We start from the raw sequence: 13,167 nt of genomic DNA, 5'->3' as shown, positions 1-13,167 counted from the left end.
CCGCTCCGGCACCGGCCGCCGCCCCGCTCTCCCCCGCGCCCGCCGCCCCCCCGGCCCCCAAGGCCGCCGCTCCGGCCGCGCCCGCCGCCACCGCCGCGGCCGGCCCCGAGCTGGTCCAGCTGCGCGGCCCGGCCAAGGCCGTCGCCACCAACATGGACGCCTCGCTGGAGGTGCCGACCGCGACCTCGGTCCGCGCCGTCCCGGCGAAGCTGTTGATCGACAACCGCATCGTCATCAACAACCACCTGCAGCGCGCCCGCGGTGGCAAGGTCTCCTTCACCCACCTGATCGGTTACGCCCTGGTCCAGGCCATCAAGGCCGCCCCGGGCATGAACCACAGCTACAAGGTGGAGGACGGCAAGGCCTTCCTGGTCAAGCCGGAGCACGTCAACCTCGGCCTGGCGATCGACCTGGTCAAGCCGAACGGCGACCGCCAGCTCGTCGTCGCGGCCATCAAGAAGGCCGAGACCCTCGACTTCTTCGGCTTCTGGCAGGCCTACGAGGACATCGTCCGCCGGGCCCGCGCCAACAAGCTGACCATGGACGACTTCACCGGCGTCACGGTCTCGCTGACCAACCCCGGCGGCATCGGCACCGTGCACTCCGTGCCGCGCCTGATGCAGAACCAGGGCACCATCGTCGGCGTCGGCGCCATGGAGTACCCGGCCGAGTTCCAGGGCTCCGCCCCGGAGACCCTGTCCCGCCTGGGCGTCTCCAAGATCATGACGCTGACCTCGACCTACGACCACCGCGTCATCCAGGGCGCGGCGTCCGGCGAGTTCCTGCGCGAGATCCACCGCCTGCTGCTCGGTGAGAACGGCTTCTACGACGAGATCTTCGAGTCGCTGCGGATCCCGTACGAGCCGGTCCGCTGGGCCACCGACGTCGCCACCACCCACGACGACGAGGTCAACAAGACCGCGCGCGTCATGGAGCTGATCCACTCCTACCGGGTCCGCGGTCACCTGATGGCCGACACCGACCCGCTGGAGTACAAGCAGCGCAAGCACCCCGACCTCGACGTCACCACCCACGGCCTCACCCTGTGGGACCTGGAGCGCGAGTTCGCGGTCGGCGGCTTCGGCGGCCAGAAGATGATGAAGCTCCGCGACATCCTCGGCCTGCTGCGCAACACCTACTGCCGCACCGTCGGCATCGAGTACATGCACATCCAGGACCCGAAGCAGCGCAAGTGGCTGCAGGAGCGCCTGGAGAAGCCGTACTCGAAGCCGGAGCGCGAGGAGCAGCTGCGGATCCTGCGCCGGCTGAACTCGGCGGAGGCCTTCGAGACCTTCCTGCAGACCAAGTACGTCGGCCAGAAGCGCTTCTCGCTGGAGGGCGGTGAGTCGCTGATCGCCATGCTGGACGCGACCATCGACGCCGCCGCCGAGCACCGCCTGGACGAGGCCGTCATCGGCATGGCCCACCGCGGCCGCCTGAACGTGCTGGCCAACATCGTCGGCAAGCCGTACGGCAAGATCTTCGGCGAGTTCGAGGGCAACCTCGACCCGAAGTCGATGCACGGCTCCGGCGACGTCAAGTACCACCTGGGCGCCGAGGGCACCTTCACCGGCCTGGACGGCGAGACCATCAAGGTCTCGCTCGCCGCGAACCCCTCCCACCTGGAGGCCGTGGACCCGGTCGTCGAGGGCATCGCCCGCGCCAAGCAGGACATCCTGGACCAGGGCGGCACCACCTTCCCGGTGCTGCCGATCCAGATCCACGGCGACGCGGCCTTCGCCGGCCAGGGCGTCGTCGCGGAGACCCTGAACATGTCGCAGCTGCGCGGCTACCGCACCGGCGGCACCGTGCACGTCGTGGTGAACAACCAGGTCGGCTTCACCGCCGCCCCGGCGTCCTCGCGCTCCTCGATGTACTGCACCGACGTGGCCCGCATGATCGAGGCCCCGATCTTCCACGTGAACGGCGACGACCCGGAGGCCGTGGTCCGCGTCGCGCGGCTCGCCTTCGAGTTCCGCCAGGCGTTCCACAAGGACGTCGTGATCGACCTCATCTGCTACCGCCGCCGCGGTCACAACGAGGCCGACAACCCGTCGTTCACCCAGCCGCTGATGTACGACCTGATCGACAAGAAGCGCTCGGTGCGCAAGCTGTACACCGAGGGCCTGATCGGTCGCGGCGACATCACCATGGAAGAGGCGGAGCAGGCGCTCCAGGACTTCCAGGGCCAGCTGGAGAAGGTCTTCGCCGAGGTCCGCGACGCCGCCCAGGCGCCGGCCCCGACCGCCGGCGGCAAGCCGCAGGCCGACTTCCCGGTCAACATCCAGACCGGCATCTCCCAGGAGATGGTCAAGCGGATCGCCGCCTCGCAGGTCAACCTGCCGGACTGGCTGACCGTCCACCCGCGCCTGCTGCCGCAGCTGCAGCGCCGCGCCGCCTCGGTCGAGGACAACACCATCGACTGGGCGATGGGCGAGACCCTCGCCATCGGCTCGCTGCTCATGGAGGGCCACCCGGTCCGCCTGGCCGGCCAGGACAGCCGCCGCGGCACCTTCGGCCAGCGGCACGCCGTGCTGATCGACCGCAAGACCGGCGAGGACTACACCCCGCTGCAGTACCTCACCGAGGACCAGGCCCGCTACACCGTCTACGACAGCCTGCTGTCGGAGTACGCGGCCATGGGCTTCGAGTACGGCTACTCGCTGACCCGCCCGAACTCGCTGGTCATGTGGGAGGCGCAGTTCGGCGACTTCGTCAACGGCGCGCAGACCATGGTGGACGAGTACATCGCCTCCGCCGAGCAGAAGTGGGGCCAGCACTCCGGCGTCACCCTGCTGCTGCCGCACGGCTACGAGGGCCAGGGACCGGACCACTCGTCCGCCCGCCCTGAGCGTTTCCTGCAGATGTGCGCGCAGGACAACATGACGGTCGCGATGCCCACCCTGCCGTCGAACTACTTCCACCTGCTGCGCTGGCAGGCGCACAACCCGCACCACAAGCCGCTGGTCGTCTTCACCCCGAAGTCGATGCTGCGTCTCAAGGCCGCGGCGAGTGCGACCGAGGAGTTCCTGTCCGGCTCGTTCCGCCCGGTCATCGGCGACACCACCGTCGACCCGGCGCAGGTCCGCAAGGTGGTCATCACCGCCGGCAAGTTCTACTACGACGTGGCGGCCGCCCGCGCCGAGCGCGGTGTCACCGACACCGCGATCGTCCGGGTCGAGCGGCTCTACCCGCTGCCGGTGGCCGAGCTCCAGGAGGAGCTGGCCCGCTACGGCGACAACGTCCAGTTCGTCTGGGCGCAGGAGGAGCCGGCCAACCAGGGTGCCTGGCCGTTCATCGCGATGAACCTGGTCGACCACCTCCAGGTCGTCATCGGCCGCAGCGGCGGCGACGCCCGCCTGCGCCGGGTGGCCCGCACCGCGGCCTCGTCGCCGGCGGTCGGCTCCGCCAAGCGGCACGCGGCCGAGCAGCAGGCGCTGCTCGAGGAGATCTACGCGCTCTGACGCGCGCAGGCTCCGCAGCACCACCGACGCCCGGCGTGATTCGAAAGAGAGGACCCGACCGTGTACTTCACCGACCGAGGCATCGAGGAGCTGGCGAGCCGGCGCGGCGAGGAGGAGGTCACCTTCGAGTGGCTCGCCGAGCGCCTGCGCGAGTTCGTCGACCTCAACCCGGACTTCGAGATCCCGGTCGAGCGGCTGGCCACCTGGCTGGCCCGGCTCGACGACGAGGACGACGACGAGTGAGCCCCGGCGGCCGCTCGTAGCAGGGCCCGGGAGGGCGACCGCCCCCCGGGCCCTTCGTGCGTCTCCCGTAGGGGACGGCTCCGGGGCGCGTCCGGGCCGGGTTCAGGGGCGGAACCGCTTGCTTTTCCCGGCACGCGATATATCGTCTTTGGAAGAGAACGCGATACATCGCGATCCGCTACGGGAGGCGGCAGAGATGAGCCAGTGGACGATCGAGGAGCCGGGCAGGACCACGTTCGAGGACGCCGTCCGCGCGCTGCACGTGCGCGTCATCGACGGCACGGTGAACGTGGTCGCGGCCGAGGGCCCGGCCCGCCTGGAGGTCACCGACCTCACCGGCGACCCGCTGCACCTGACGCTGGTCGACGGCGTCCTGACCGTCACCTACAAGGACATCAACAGCTGGGGCGAGTTCGGCACCTGGATCAAGTCGGTCGGCTCGGTCCGCAGCTTCTTCGACTCCTTCAAGCGCAAGCGCTCGGTCGGCGTCACCCTGACCGTGCCGGCCGGCACCGAGGTCAAGGTCGGCACCGTGTCGGCCCACGCCACCGTGAGCGGCATCGACGGCCACGTCTCGGTGCAGAGCGCCAGCGGCGACACCACCCTGGCCGGGGTCACCGGCCGGATCGACGCGAGCACCGTCACCGGCGACGTGGACGCCCAGGCGGTCGGCGGCCAGCTCAAGGTCAACACCGTCTCCGGGCAGCTCACCGTGATCGCCGGCACCGCCGACCGGATCCAGGCCAACACCGTCACCGGGGCCGTCACCCTGGACCTCGACGTGGCCGGCGAGACCGACGTCAAGGTCAACACGGTCAGCGGCCCGGTCGTGGTCCGGATCCCCTCGCTGGCCGACGCCACCGTCGAGGCCGGCTCCACCAGCGGCGACGTCTCCAGCACCTTCGACGAGCTCAAGATGAGCAGCACCTGGGGCGCCAAGAAGATCACCGGCCAGATCGGCGAGGGCCGCGGCAGCCTCAACGTCACCACCGTCTCCGGCGCCGTCACCGTCCTGCGCCGCCCCGAGTCGGAGGACGACGCCCCCGTGGTGGTCCGGGAGCTCCCGGCCGGCCCCGCCTCCGACGCGCCCACCGGCCCCGACCTCACCAAGGAGGCCTGAGATGAGCCCCGTCTTCGGCCACGGCCGGCTCCGGCTCTACCTGCTCAAGCTGCTGGACGAAGCCCCGCGGCACGGCTACGAGGTGATCCGCCTGCTGGAGGAGCGCTTCCAGGGCCTGTACGCGCCGTCCGCCGGCACGGTCTACCCGCGGCTGGCGAAGCTGGAGCAGGAGGGCCTGGTCAGCCACAGCACCGAGGGCGGCCGCAAGGTCTACCAGCTGACCGACGCCGGGCGCGCCGAACTCGAAGCCCGGCAGGTCGAGTTGGACGAGCTGGAACTGGAGATCCACGACTCGGTGGCGCAGCTCGCCGGGGCGATCCGGGAGGACGTCCGGGACAGCGCCAAGGACCTGCGCGAGGAGCTCTGGCAGGCCGCCAAGCAGGCCCCCCGGCCGGACCGCACCGAGACCGGCGGCGACCCGTGGGCCGGGCCCTGGGGCGACAACGACTCCTGGCAGCGCGCCAAGGAGGAGTTCGCCCAGTTCAAGCGGCAGGCCAAGGAGCAGGCCAGGCGCGCCCGGGAGCAGGAGCGGGCCGCCAAGGCCAAGGCGAAGGCCGCCGAGGAGGAGGCCCGCCGGCTGCGCGAGCAGGCCAAGGCCTCCCGCACCGCCGCCCAGCAGGAGGCGCTGCGGATCAAGCGCCGGGTCGAGCAGCAGGTGCGCGAGCACGCCGCCAAGGGCGACTGGCCGACCGGGCTGGCCGAGGGCCTGTCCGAGCTGACCAAGGGCCTGGCGGGGCTGGCCGACGCGGCCCGCTGGGGCCACCCGACCGGCGAGGGCGCCGGGACGGCCGAGGGCGCCGAGTCGTCCGAGCGGGTCACCGTCACCCGGATCGACCTGGACAAGGGCTCGGACCAGGACTCGGGCAGGAGCCAGGACGGACCGACCGCCACCGCCGACCTGCCGCCGTGGGCGCGCACCGATCCGGACGGCGACCCCGCCCGCGAACTGGAGCGGCTGCTCGACCGCTTCCGCGACCAGGTCCGCGACGCGGCCCGGGACGGCGGGGTGAGCGCCGACGCGCTGGCCGAGGCCCGCTCGGTGCTGGGCGCCGCCGGCGAACGGTTGAAGCGGCTGCTCGGCTGACCCGGCCGCCCGCGCGGGCCCGGCGCCCCCTGGTCGGGGGTGCCGGGCCGCCGCGCGTCAGGGGTTGAGCACGATCTTGCCGAAGACGTCACCCTTGGCGAGCCGGGCGAACCCGTCCCGGGCCTCGGCCAGCGGCAGCACCGAGTCGATCACCGGACGGACCCCGGTGTTGGCGCACAGGGACAGCAGCCCGGCCAGCTCCTCCTTGGTGCCCATGGTCGAACCGACCACCTTGAGCTCCAGGAAGAAGATCCGGTTCAGCTCGGCGGCCTTCGGGCTGGGGCCGGAGGTGGCACCCGAGATGACGATGGTGCCGCCCGGGCGCAGCGACTTCACCGAGTGCGACCAGGTCGCGGCGCCGACCGTCTCCATCACCGCGTCCACCCGGGCGGGCAGCCGGGCACCGCTCTCGAAGGCCGCGTCCGCGCCGAGCCCGACCGCCCGCTCGCGCTTGGCCTCGTCCCGGCCGGTGACCCACACCCGCAGGCCGGCCGCCTTGCCGAGCACGATCAGCGCGGTCGCCACCCCGCCGCCGGCGCCCTGCACCAGCACCGTGTCACCGGGCTTGACCCCGGCGTTGGTGAACAGCATCCGGTACGCCGTCAGCCAGGCCGTGGGCAGGCAGGCGGCCTCCTCGAAGCTCAGCTCGGCCGGCTTGGGCAGCAGGTTCCAGGTGGGCACGGCCACCCGCTGGGCGAAGGTGCCCTGGTAACGCTCGGTCAGGATGGACCGGGGCTCCTTCGGGCCCACCCCGTGACCGGACTGGCCGATCACCGAGTGGACGACCACCTCGTTGCCGTCCTCGTCGACGCCCGCGGCGTCGCAGCCGAGGATCATCGGCAGCTTCTCGGCGGGCAGGCCGACTCCGCGCAGCGACCACAGGTCGTGGTGGTTGAGACTGGCGGCCCGGACCGTGACCACGCTCCACCCGGGACGGGCCTGCGGCTCGGGGAGTTCGCCCAACTCCAGCCCGCTGAGCGGGTCGTCGGCGTCGATACGGGCGGCATAGGCAGCAAACATGCCCCGGACACTAGCCGGGACGGCCGGGGCCGGGAACCACACGTGGGTGTGACGCGTGTCCCGGCGCTGTGACTCCCCCGCTCGCCTCCGGGGCGCTCCGACCCGGTGCCGACGGTCGGCGCTCCCCTTCGGCTCGGGGGGCAGGGCGGGGGGAGCGGCCGTCGTGGCCGGCGCGCTCCCCCGGCACCGCGTCAGATCCGGGCCACACCCTCGGCGCGGGCGGCCTCGGCCACGGCCTTGGTGACGGCCGGGGCGACCCGCTCGTCGAACGGCGAGGGGATGACCTTCTGCGGGGTCAGCTCGTCGGCCACCACGGCGGCCAGCGCCTTGGCGGCGGCCAGCTTCATGCCCTCGGTGATCCGGGAGGCCCGCACCTGGAGGGCGCCCGCGAAGATGCCCGGGAAGGCCAGCACGTTGTTGATCTGGTTCGGGAAGTCGCTGCGCCCGGTGGCGACGACCGCCGCGTACTTGTGCGCCACCTCGGGGTGGATCTCCGGGTTGGGGTTGGCCATCGCGAAGATGAACGCGCCCTCGGCCATGGTCGCCACGACCTCCTCCGGCACGGTGCCGCCGGAGACGCCGATGAACACGTCGGCGCCGGCCAGCGCGTCGGCCAGCGAGCCCTTGAGCTCCGAACGGTTGGTCAGCTCGGCGATCTCGGCCTTGACGTCGGTCAGGTCCTCGCGGCCCCGGTACACCACGCCCTTGCGGTCGCAGACGGAGACGTCGCCGATGCCCGCCGCCAGCAGCATCTTGGCGATGGCGATGCCGGCCGCGCCGGCGCCGGAGATCACGGCCCGCAGCGAGCCGATCTCCCGGCCGGTCACCTTGGCGGCGTTCCACAGGGCGGCGGTGGTGACGATCGCGGTGCCGTGCTGGTCGTCGTGGAAGACCGGGATGTCCAGGGCGTCCTGGAGTCGGCGCTCGATCTCGAAGCAGCGGGGGGCGGAGATGTCCTCCAGGTTGACGCCGCCGAAGGACGGGGCCAGCCGGACCACCGTCTCGACGATCTCGTCCACCTCGGTGCAGGCGAGCGCGATCGGCACCGCGTCCACCCCGCCGAACTGCTTGAACAGGATGGCCTTGCCCTCCATCACGGGCAGCGAGGCCTCCGGGCCGATGTCGCCCAGGCCCAGCACGGCGGTGCCGTCGGTGACCACCGCGACGGTGTTGGACTTCCAGGTGTAGTCGTTGACCAGCTCCGGCTGCTCGGCGATGGCCGTGCAGACCCGGGCGACACCGGGGGTGTAGGCGAGGGACAGGTCGTCCGCGTCGCGCACCGGCACGGTCGCCCGGATCTCCATCTTGCCGCCGCGGTGGAGCGCGAAAACGGCGTCGACCGGATCGACGGTGTCCTGGGTGCTGCTGATGATCTCCGCTGCCACGATGACCTCTTCGTCATTGTTTCCGGCGAGGTGCGCGGCCGACGGACTGGGCGCCCCGGCCGTCAGCCGGAAACCGGGTACGCCTGAGCGGACCCGGGGTCGGGGCGGGGGCGCTGCCGTCGGGTGGCGCCCTCGGATGAGGGTTTTTATGGGGTCTTGTGTTGTCCGCTTGTGCTACCGGGCCGAGCGTAGGTCGGACGGAGGCATCGCACCTATGCCTTTTCGTCCTCGTCACGCGCAGTTCATCGCCGTGCTGTCGCGTCGGCTGGGGCCCGGTGTCGGAAGTGCCGGGCTCCGGCGGCGGCAACGGCGCTGAGGCACGCGCACCCGCAAGTGTGAACGCAGATCCGCAGGGGATCGGTGCCCCGGATACGGAGCCACGTGATGACTTCCGGTCCTGGGCACCCCGAGCCTGTCGGGGCTCGTCGGTCTGGTTCGAGCGTTCGGGGGTCACCCGGTACCGAATTCTGACACACCCGCTGCCGGGCCCGGCAGGGCGGGATGGCAGGATCGCTTGTCCGCCGTTCCGCGTACACCCGCGCGACACCGCGGCGACCCCGGTTCCGCCCTCAGGAGCACCCTCATGCCTCTCCGCCCTCCCGCCCGTCGCCCGGCCTTCGCCGCGGCCGCCCTGGCCGCCGCCGGCGCCCTGCTGCTCACCGGTTGCGGCGGTGACGGGCAGGCCGCCGCGAGCGACCCGGTCAAGGACGTCCGCAGCAAGCTGCCGAAGGCGCAGCGCTCCGCCGGGGTGCTGCGCATCGGCATGGACGTCAACTACGCGCCGGTGGAGTTCCGCGGCTCGGACGGCAAGCCGGCCGGCCTCGACCCGGAGCTCGCCACGGCCCTCGGCCGGATCCTCGACGTGCGGGTCGAGTTCGTGGACACCCCCTTCGACAAGCTGATACCGAACCTCCAGGGCAAGCAGTTCGACGTGGCGATGTCCGCGCTCAGCGACGTCCGTGCGCGCCGCGAGGGCCTGGACGCCGACGGCAAGCAGGTCAACCCGGGCGTCGACTTCGTCGACTACTTCATCGCCGGGACCTCGATCGTCGTCCCGAAGGGCAACCCCAAGGGGATCCGGACCCTGGACGACCTGTGCGGCCGGACGATCGCCTTCCAGCAGGGCACCACCCAGGACGAGATCGCCACCCGGCAGGTCGCCGTCTGCTCGCGCGCCGGCAAGCAGTTGACCGTGCACCGCTTCGACACCGACGCCAAGGCGCTGGCCGAGGTCGCCGCCGGCACCGCCGCGGCCGGGCTGAACGACTTCCCGGTGGCCGCCTACGCGGCGAAGACCACGGACGGCGGGGGCCGCTTCGAGGTGACCGGGGCCCAGTCGACCTCCAACCCGTACGGCATCGCGGTCCGCAAGGCGGACACCGAGCTGCGCGACACCGTGGCCAAGGCGGTGGACCAGCTGATCCGCAGCGGCGAGTACGACAAGATCCTCGCCAAGTGGAACGTGAGCGCGGGCGCGGCGCAGAACGCGGTGGTCAACGGGGGCATCTGACCCGCCCGGGGCGGCGGGGCGGGAGCGGGGAACGGGCGGGGCCGCGGGGCAGCGGCGGGGCGTCCGGGAACAGCACAGCCGGATCTGCATACTTATACGCAGGGTGACAGGGGCACGCGATCCGTCCGAATAGCGGACAGCACGAGCCCTCGTTATCCGATTTTGATCTGGATGAGGGCCACCTGACCGTCATCAGATGGCAGGATTCCCCCCATCTCGGATCGAGCCGACCACCGGTCGAGGCGGTTCAGGTCGACGTCCACCTCGGCGGAGGGTGGCGGAAGCAGTACCCGCACCACCCTGGGCGGCCACCTGCGCCCAGGCAACTGCACCACCCGGCAACGCACGTACGACGACGTACAGCGAGTGACCACCCGTACGGCTCCGTACGGCCAGCTGCCCCGGTGCGCCGCTCCCGCGGCGCGCTCCGCCCGATTTCTCTCCCCAGGAGGAGATCCCCCTCATGACCGTCCGTACCCAGCGCACCCGCCTCTTCGCGGCCGGCGTGGCTGCCGTGTCCGTGTCCCTGGCACTGACCGGCTGTAGCAGCAGCAAGAGCAGCGACGGCAGTGGCGCCCCCAACGCCTCCGCGACCGTGAACACGGTCAAGGCCGACGACAAGCTGGCCGCCCTCGTCCCCGCCGACGTCAAGTCGGCCGGGAAGCTCCTGGTCGGCGCGGACGCCTCGTACGCGCCGGACGAGTTCAAGGACGACAGCGGCAAGGTCATCGGCATGGACGTCGACCTCGCCAACGCGATCGCCGCCAAGCTCGGCCTCAAGGCCGAGGTCCAGGACTCCGGCTTCACCGCGATCATCCCCGGCATCCAGTCGAACAAGTTCCAGCTCGGCATGTCGTCCTTCACGGACAACAAGGAGCGCGAGCAGGTCGTCGACATGGTGACCTACTTCAACTCGGGCAGCGCCATCGCGGTCAAGAAGGGCAACCCGGGCAAGGTCGACCCGAAGGACCTCTGCGGCAAGAAGGTCGCCGTCCAGACCGGCACCACCCAGGCCGACGAGATCAAGGACACCCGCAACCCGGACTGCGCCAAGGCCGGCAAGCCGGGCATCCAGAACGAGGGCGACAAGTTCGACCTCCAGACGGACGTCACCAACGCCGTGGTCTCCGGCCGCGACGACGCGATGATGGCCGACTCCCAGGTCGTCGACTACGCGATCAAGCAGTCCGGCGGGCAGCTGGAGAAGCTCGGCGACACCTACGGCGTGGCCCCCTACGGCGTCGCCCTCGCCAAGGGCTCCAAGCTCACCCCGGCGATCCAGGGCGCCGTCCAGTCGCTGATCGACGACGGCACCTACAAGCAGATCCTCACCAAGTGGGGCGTCGAGGCCGGTGCCCTCGACAAGTCCGTCGTCAACGGCGCCACCAGCTGACCCCTCGTACGCTTCATCTCTCCCCCGAGGCCACACCGTGAACTCTCTGGACAAGGGGACGGCGCCGAAGGGACGGCCTGAGACCATCAAGGCCGTCCCGGTCCGCCACCCCGGACGCTGGGCGGGTGCCGTCGTCATCGCCCTGCTCGCGGCGATGCTGCTGAGCGCCCTCTTCACCAACCCCGCTTTCAAGTGGGACATCGTCGGGCAGTACCTGTTCCACGACAGCATCATGCACGGGCTGCTCGTGACACTGGAGCTGACCGCCCTCTCCATGCTCATGGGTGTGGTCGGCGGCGTCATCCTCGCGGTGATGCGGCTCTCCCCGAACCCGCTGCTGGCCGGCACCGCCTGGGTCTACATCTGGATCTTCCGCGGCACCCCGGTCCTGGTGCAGCTGGTGTTCTGGAACTTCCTCGGCCTGATCTGGGCCAAGCTGTCGATCGGCGTACCGTGGGGACCGGAGTTCTGGTCCGGCGAGACCAACGTCCTGATCCCGACCTTCGTCGCCGCCCTGCTCGGCCTCGGCCTCAACGAGGCCGCCTACATGGCGGAGATCGTCCGCGGCGGCATCCAGTCGGTCGACGAGGGCCAGACCGAGGCCGCCCACGCGCTCGGGATGAGCCGGTTCCAGACCATGCGGCGGATCGTCCTGCCGCAGGCCATGCGGGTGATCATCCCGCCGACCGGCAACGAGACCATCTCGATGCTCAAGACCACCTCGCTGGTCTCCGTGATCTCCCTGGAGGAGATCTTCCGGGCCGGCCAGGTCATCTACTCCCGGAACTACCAGAACATCCCGCTGCTGATCGTGGTCAGCCTCTGGTACCTGTTCTTCACCTCGGTGCTGACCATCGGCCAGTACTACATCGAGCGCCACTACGCCCGAGGTTCCAACCGCACCCTCCCGCCCACCCCGCTGCAGCGACTGCGGGGCCTGTTCGCCGGGAAGCCCGCCCCGAAGACCACCGCCGACGTCGTCCCGGGGCTCGAGGGAGGTGGTCACGTATGACCGATCTGAGCAAGACCCCCACCGACCCCGCGTCCACCGGTGAGCCGATGGTCCGGGCCGAGAACGTGCACAAGTCCTACGGAATGGTCGAGGTGCTCAAGGGCATCGACCTGGAGGTCAAGCAGGGCGAGGTGTTCTGCCTCATCGGCCCGTCCGGCTCCGGCAAGTCGACCTTCCTGCGGTGCATCAACCACCTGGAGAAGATCAACGGCGGCCGCCTCTGGGTGGACGGCGAACTGGTCGGCTACCGGCAGAAGGGCGACAAGCTCCACGAGCTCAAGGACCGCGAGGTCGCCGTCAAGCGGCGCGACATCGGCATGGTCTTCCAGCGCTTCAACCTGTTCCCGCACATGACCGCGATGGAGAACGTCATCGAGGCGCCGGTCCAGGTCAAGCGCGAGAGCAGGGCCGAGGCCCGGGAGCGCGCGATGGCCCTGCTGGAGCGGGTCGGCCTCGCCGACAAGGCGAAGAACTACCCCTCGCAGCTGTCCGGCGGCCAGCAGCAGCGCGTGGCGATCGCCCGCGCGCTGGCCATGAAGCCCAAGCTGATGCTCTTCGACGAGCCCACCTCGGCGCTCGACCCGGAGCTGGTCGGCGACGTCCTGGACGTCATGCGCGGCCTGGCCGAGGAGGGCATGACGATGGTGGTCGTGACCCACGAGATGGGCTTCGCCCGCGAGGTCGGCGACGCCCTGGTGTTCATGGACGGCGGTGTGGTGGTCGAGTCCGGCAACCCCCGCGAGGTGCTCACCAACCCCCAGCACGAGCGCACCAGGGCCTTCCTCTCCAAGGTCCTCTGAGCCCGTACGGTCGGGGGCCGGCCGACGCCGTGCGGCCGCGGGCCGGCCGGTTTGCCCCCCGGGGGGTTTGGGGGGAGCGCCCCCCCCCGGGCCCGGACCCACCGGGCCCCGGACGGCACCCCGAGGAGGAACGCCG

10 protein-coding genes are annotated in these 13,167 nt (G+C 71.1%); 8 read left to right on the top strand and 2 right to left on the bottom strand.

Annotation, left to right across the window (positions count from 1 at the left end):
- From ACFV8H_RS25215 to ACFV8H_RS25200, 4 genes are all read left to right on the top strand, one after another.
- Window positions 1–3,464, top strand: a 3,464-nt coding sequence (locus tag ACFV8H_RS25215; RefSeq protein ID WP_380403890.1) for a multifunctional oxoglutarate decarboxylase/oxoglutarate dehydrogenase thiamine pyrophosphate-binding subunit/dihydrolipoyllysine-residue succinyltransferase subunit, incomplete at its 5' end; no start/stop codon positions are given.
- Window positions 3,465–3,524: 60 nt separating this feature from the next.
- Window positions 3,525–3,707 (top strand): DUF6104 family protein, encoded by a 183-nt coding sequence (locus ACFV8H_RS25210; protein WP_375896601.1) that lies wholly within the window; start codon window positions 3,525–3,527, stop codon window positions 3,705–3,707.
- Window positions 3,708–3,903: 196 nt separating this feature from the next.
- On the top strand, window positions 3,904–4,827 hold the full coding sequence (locus ACFV8H_RS25205; protein WP_380403887.1) for a DUF4097 domain-containing protein: 924 nt from the start codon (window positions 3,904–3,906) through the stop codon (window positions 4,825–4,827).
- Window position 4,828: 1 nt separating this feature from the next.
- Window positions 4,829–5,911, top strand: a complete 1,083-nt coding sequence (locus ACFV8H_RS25200) for a PadR family transcriptional regulator (RefSeq protein ID WP_380403884.1) — start codon at window positions 4,829–4,831, stop codon at window positions 5,909–5,911.
- 57 nt (window positions 5,912–5,968) lie between these two features.
- Here ACFV8H_RS25200 and ACFV8H_RS25195 read toward each other — a convergent pair whose 3' ends face one another.
- Both ACFV8H_RS25195 and ACFV8H_RS25190 read right to left on the bottom strand, forming a co-directional pair.
- Window positions 5,969–6,931, bottom strand: a complete 963-nt coding sequence (locus ACFV8H_RS25195; RefSeq protein WP_380403881.1) for a zinc-binding dehydrogenase — start codon at window positions 6,929–6,931, stop codon at window positions 5,969–5,971.
- Between the two features lie 191 nt (window positions 6,932–7,122).
- Window positions 7,123–8,316, bottom strand: coding sequence for an NADP-dependent malic enzyme (locus tag ACFV8H_RS25190; protein WP_380403878.1), 1,194 nt, complete (start codon window positions 8,314–8,316; stop codon window positions 7,123–7,125).
- 583 nt (window positions 8,317–8,899) lie between these two features.
- On the opposite strand from ACFV8H_RS25190, the gene ACFV8H_RS25185 reads away from it, so the two are divergent.
- The 4 genes from ACFV8H_RS25185 to ACFV8H_RS25170 all read left to right on the top strand — a co-directional run bounded on the left by ACFV8H_RS25185 (window position 8,900) and on the right by ACFV8H_RS25170 (window position 13,031).
- Window positions 8,900–9,826: an ABC transporter substrate-binding protein gene (locus ACFV8H_RS25185; RefSeq protein WP_380403875.1), complete on the top strand. Its 927-nt coding sequence runs from the start codon at window positions 8,900–8,902 to the stop codon at window positions 9,824–9,826.
- A gap of 463 nt (window positions 9,827–10,289) precedes the next feature.
- On the top strand, window positions 10,290–11,219 hold the full coding sequence (locus ACFV8H_RS25180) for an ABC transporter substrate-binding protein (protein ID WP_375896615.1): 930 nt from the start codon (window positions 10,290–10,292) through the stop codon (window positions 11,217–11,219).
- Between the two features lie 37 nt (window positions 11,220–11,256).
- Window positions 11,257–12,231 (top strand): amino acid ABC transporter permease, encoded by a 975-nt coding sequence (locus tag ACFV8H_RS25175; RefSeq protein ID WP_375896618.1) that lies wholly within the window; start codon window positions 11,257–11,259, stop codon window positions 12,229–12,231.
- Window positions 12,228–13,031: an amino acid ABC transporter ATP-binding protein gene (locus tag ACFV8H_RS25170; RefSeq protein WP_380403871.1), complete on the top strand. Its 804-nt coding sequence runs from the start codon at window positions 12,228–12,230 to the stop codon at window positions 13,029–13,031. Before ACFV8H_RS25175 ends, ACFV8H_RS25170 begins: the two co-directional genes overlap by 4 nt.
- Window positions 13,032–13,167 lie beyond the last annotated feature (136 nt).

Origin of the sequence: Kitasatospora sp. NPDC059827 (assembly GCF_042731675.1) — a bacterium.
GTDB lineage: Bacteria > Actinomycetota > Actinomycetes > Streptomycetales > Streptomycetaceae > Kitasatospora.
The sequence above is the reverse complement of the archived record's forward strand: the minus strand, read 5'-3'. Positions and strand labels throughout refer to the sequence as shown.

Bases quoted from the DNA above. Each gene is read 5' to 3' on its own strand.
- ACFV8H_RS25205 (WP_380403887.1), top strand. From the start codon at position 3,904: ATGAGCCAGTGGACGATCGAGGAGCCGGGCAGGACCACGTTCGAGGAC.
- ACFV8H_RS25200 (WP_380403884.1), top strand. From the start codon at position 4,829: ATGAGCCCCGTCTTCGGCCACGGCCGGCTCCGGCTCTACCTGCTCAAG.
- ACFV8H_RS25195 (WP_380403881.1), bottom strand. From the start codon at position 6,931: ATGTTTGCTGCCTATGCCGCCCGTATCGACGCCGACGACCCGCTCAGC.
- ACFV8H_RS25185 (WP_380403875.1), top strand. From the start codon at position 8,900: ATGCCTCTCCGCCCTCCCGCCCGTCGCCCGGCCTTCGCCGCGGCCGCC.
- ACFV8H_RS25180 (WP_375896615.1), top strand. From the start codon at position 10,290: ATGACCGTCCGTACCCAGCGCACCCGCCTCTTCGCGGCCGGCGTGGCT.
- ACFV8H_RS25170 (WP_380403871.1), top strand. From the start codon at position 12,228: ATGACCGATCTGAGCAAGACCCCCACCGACCCCGCGTCCACCGGTGAG.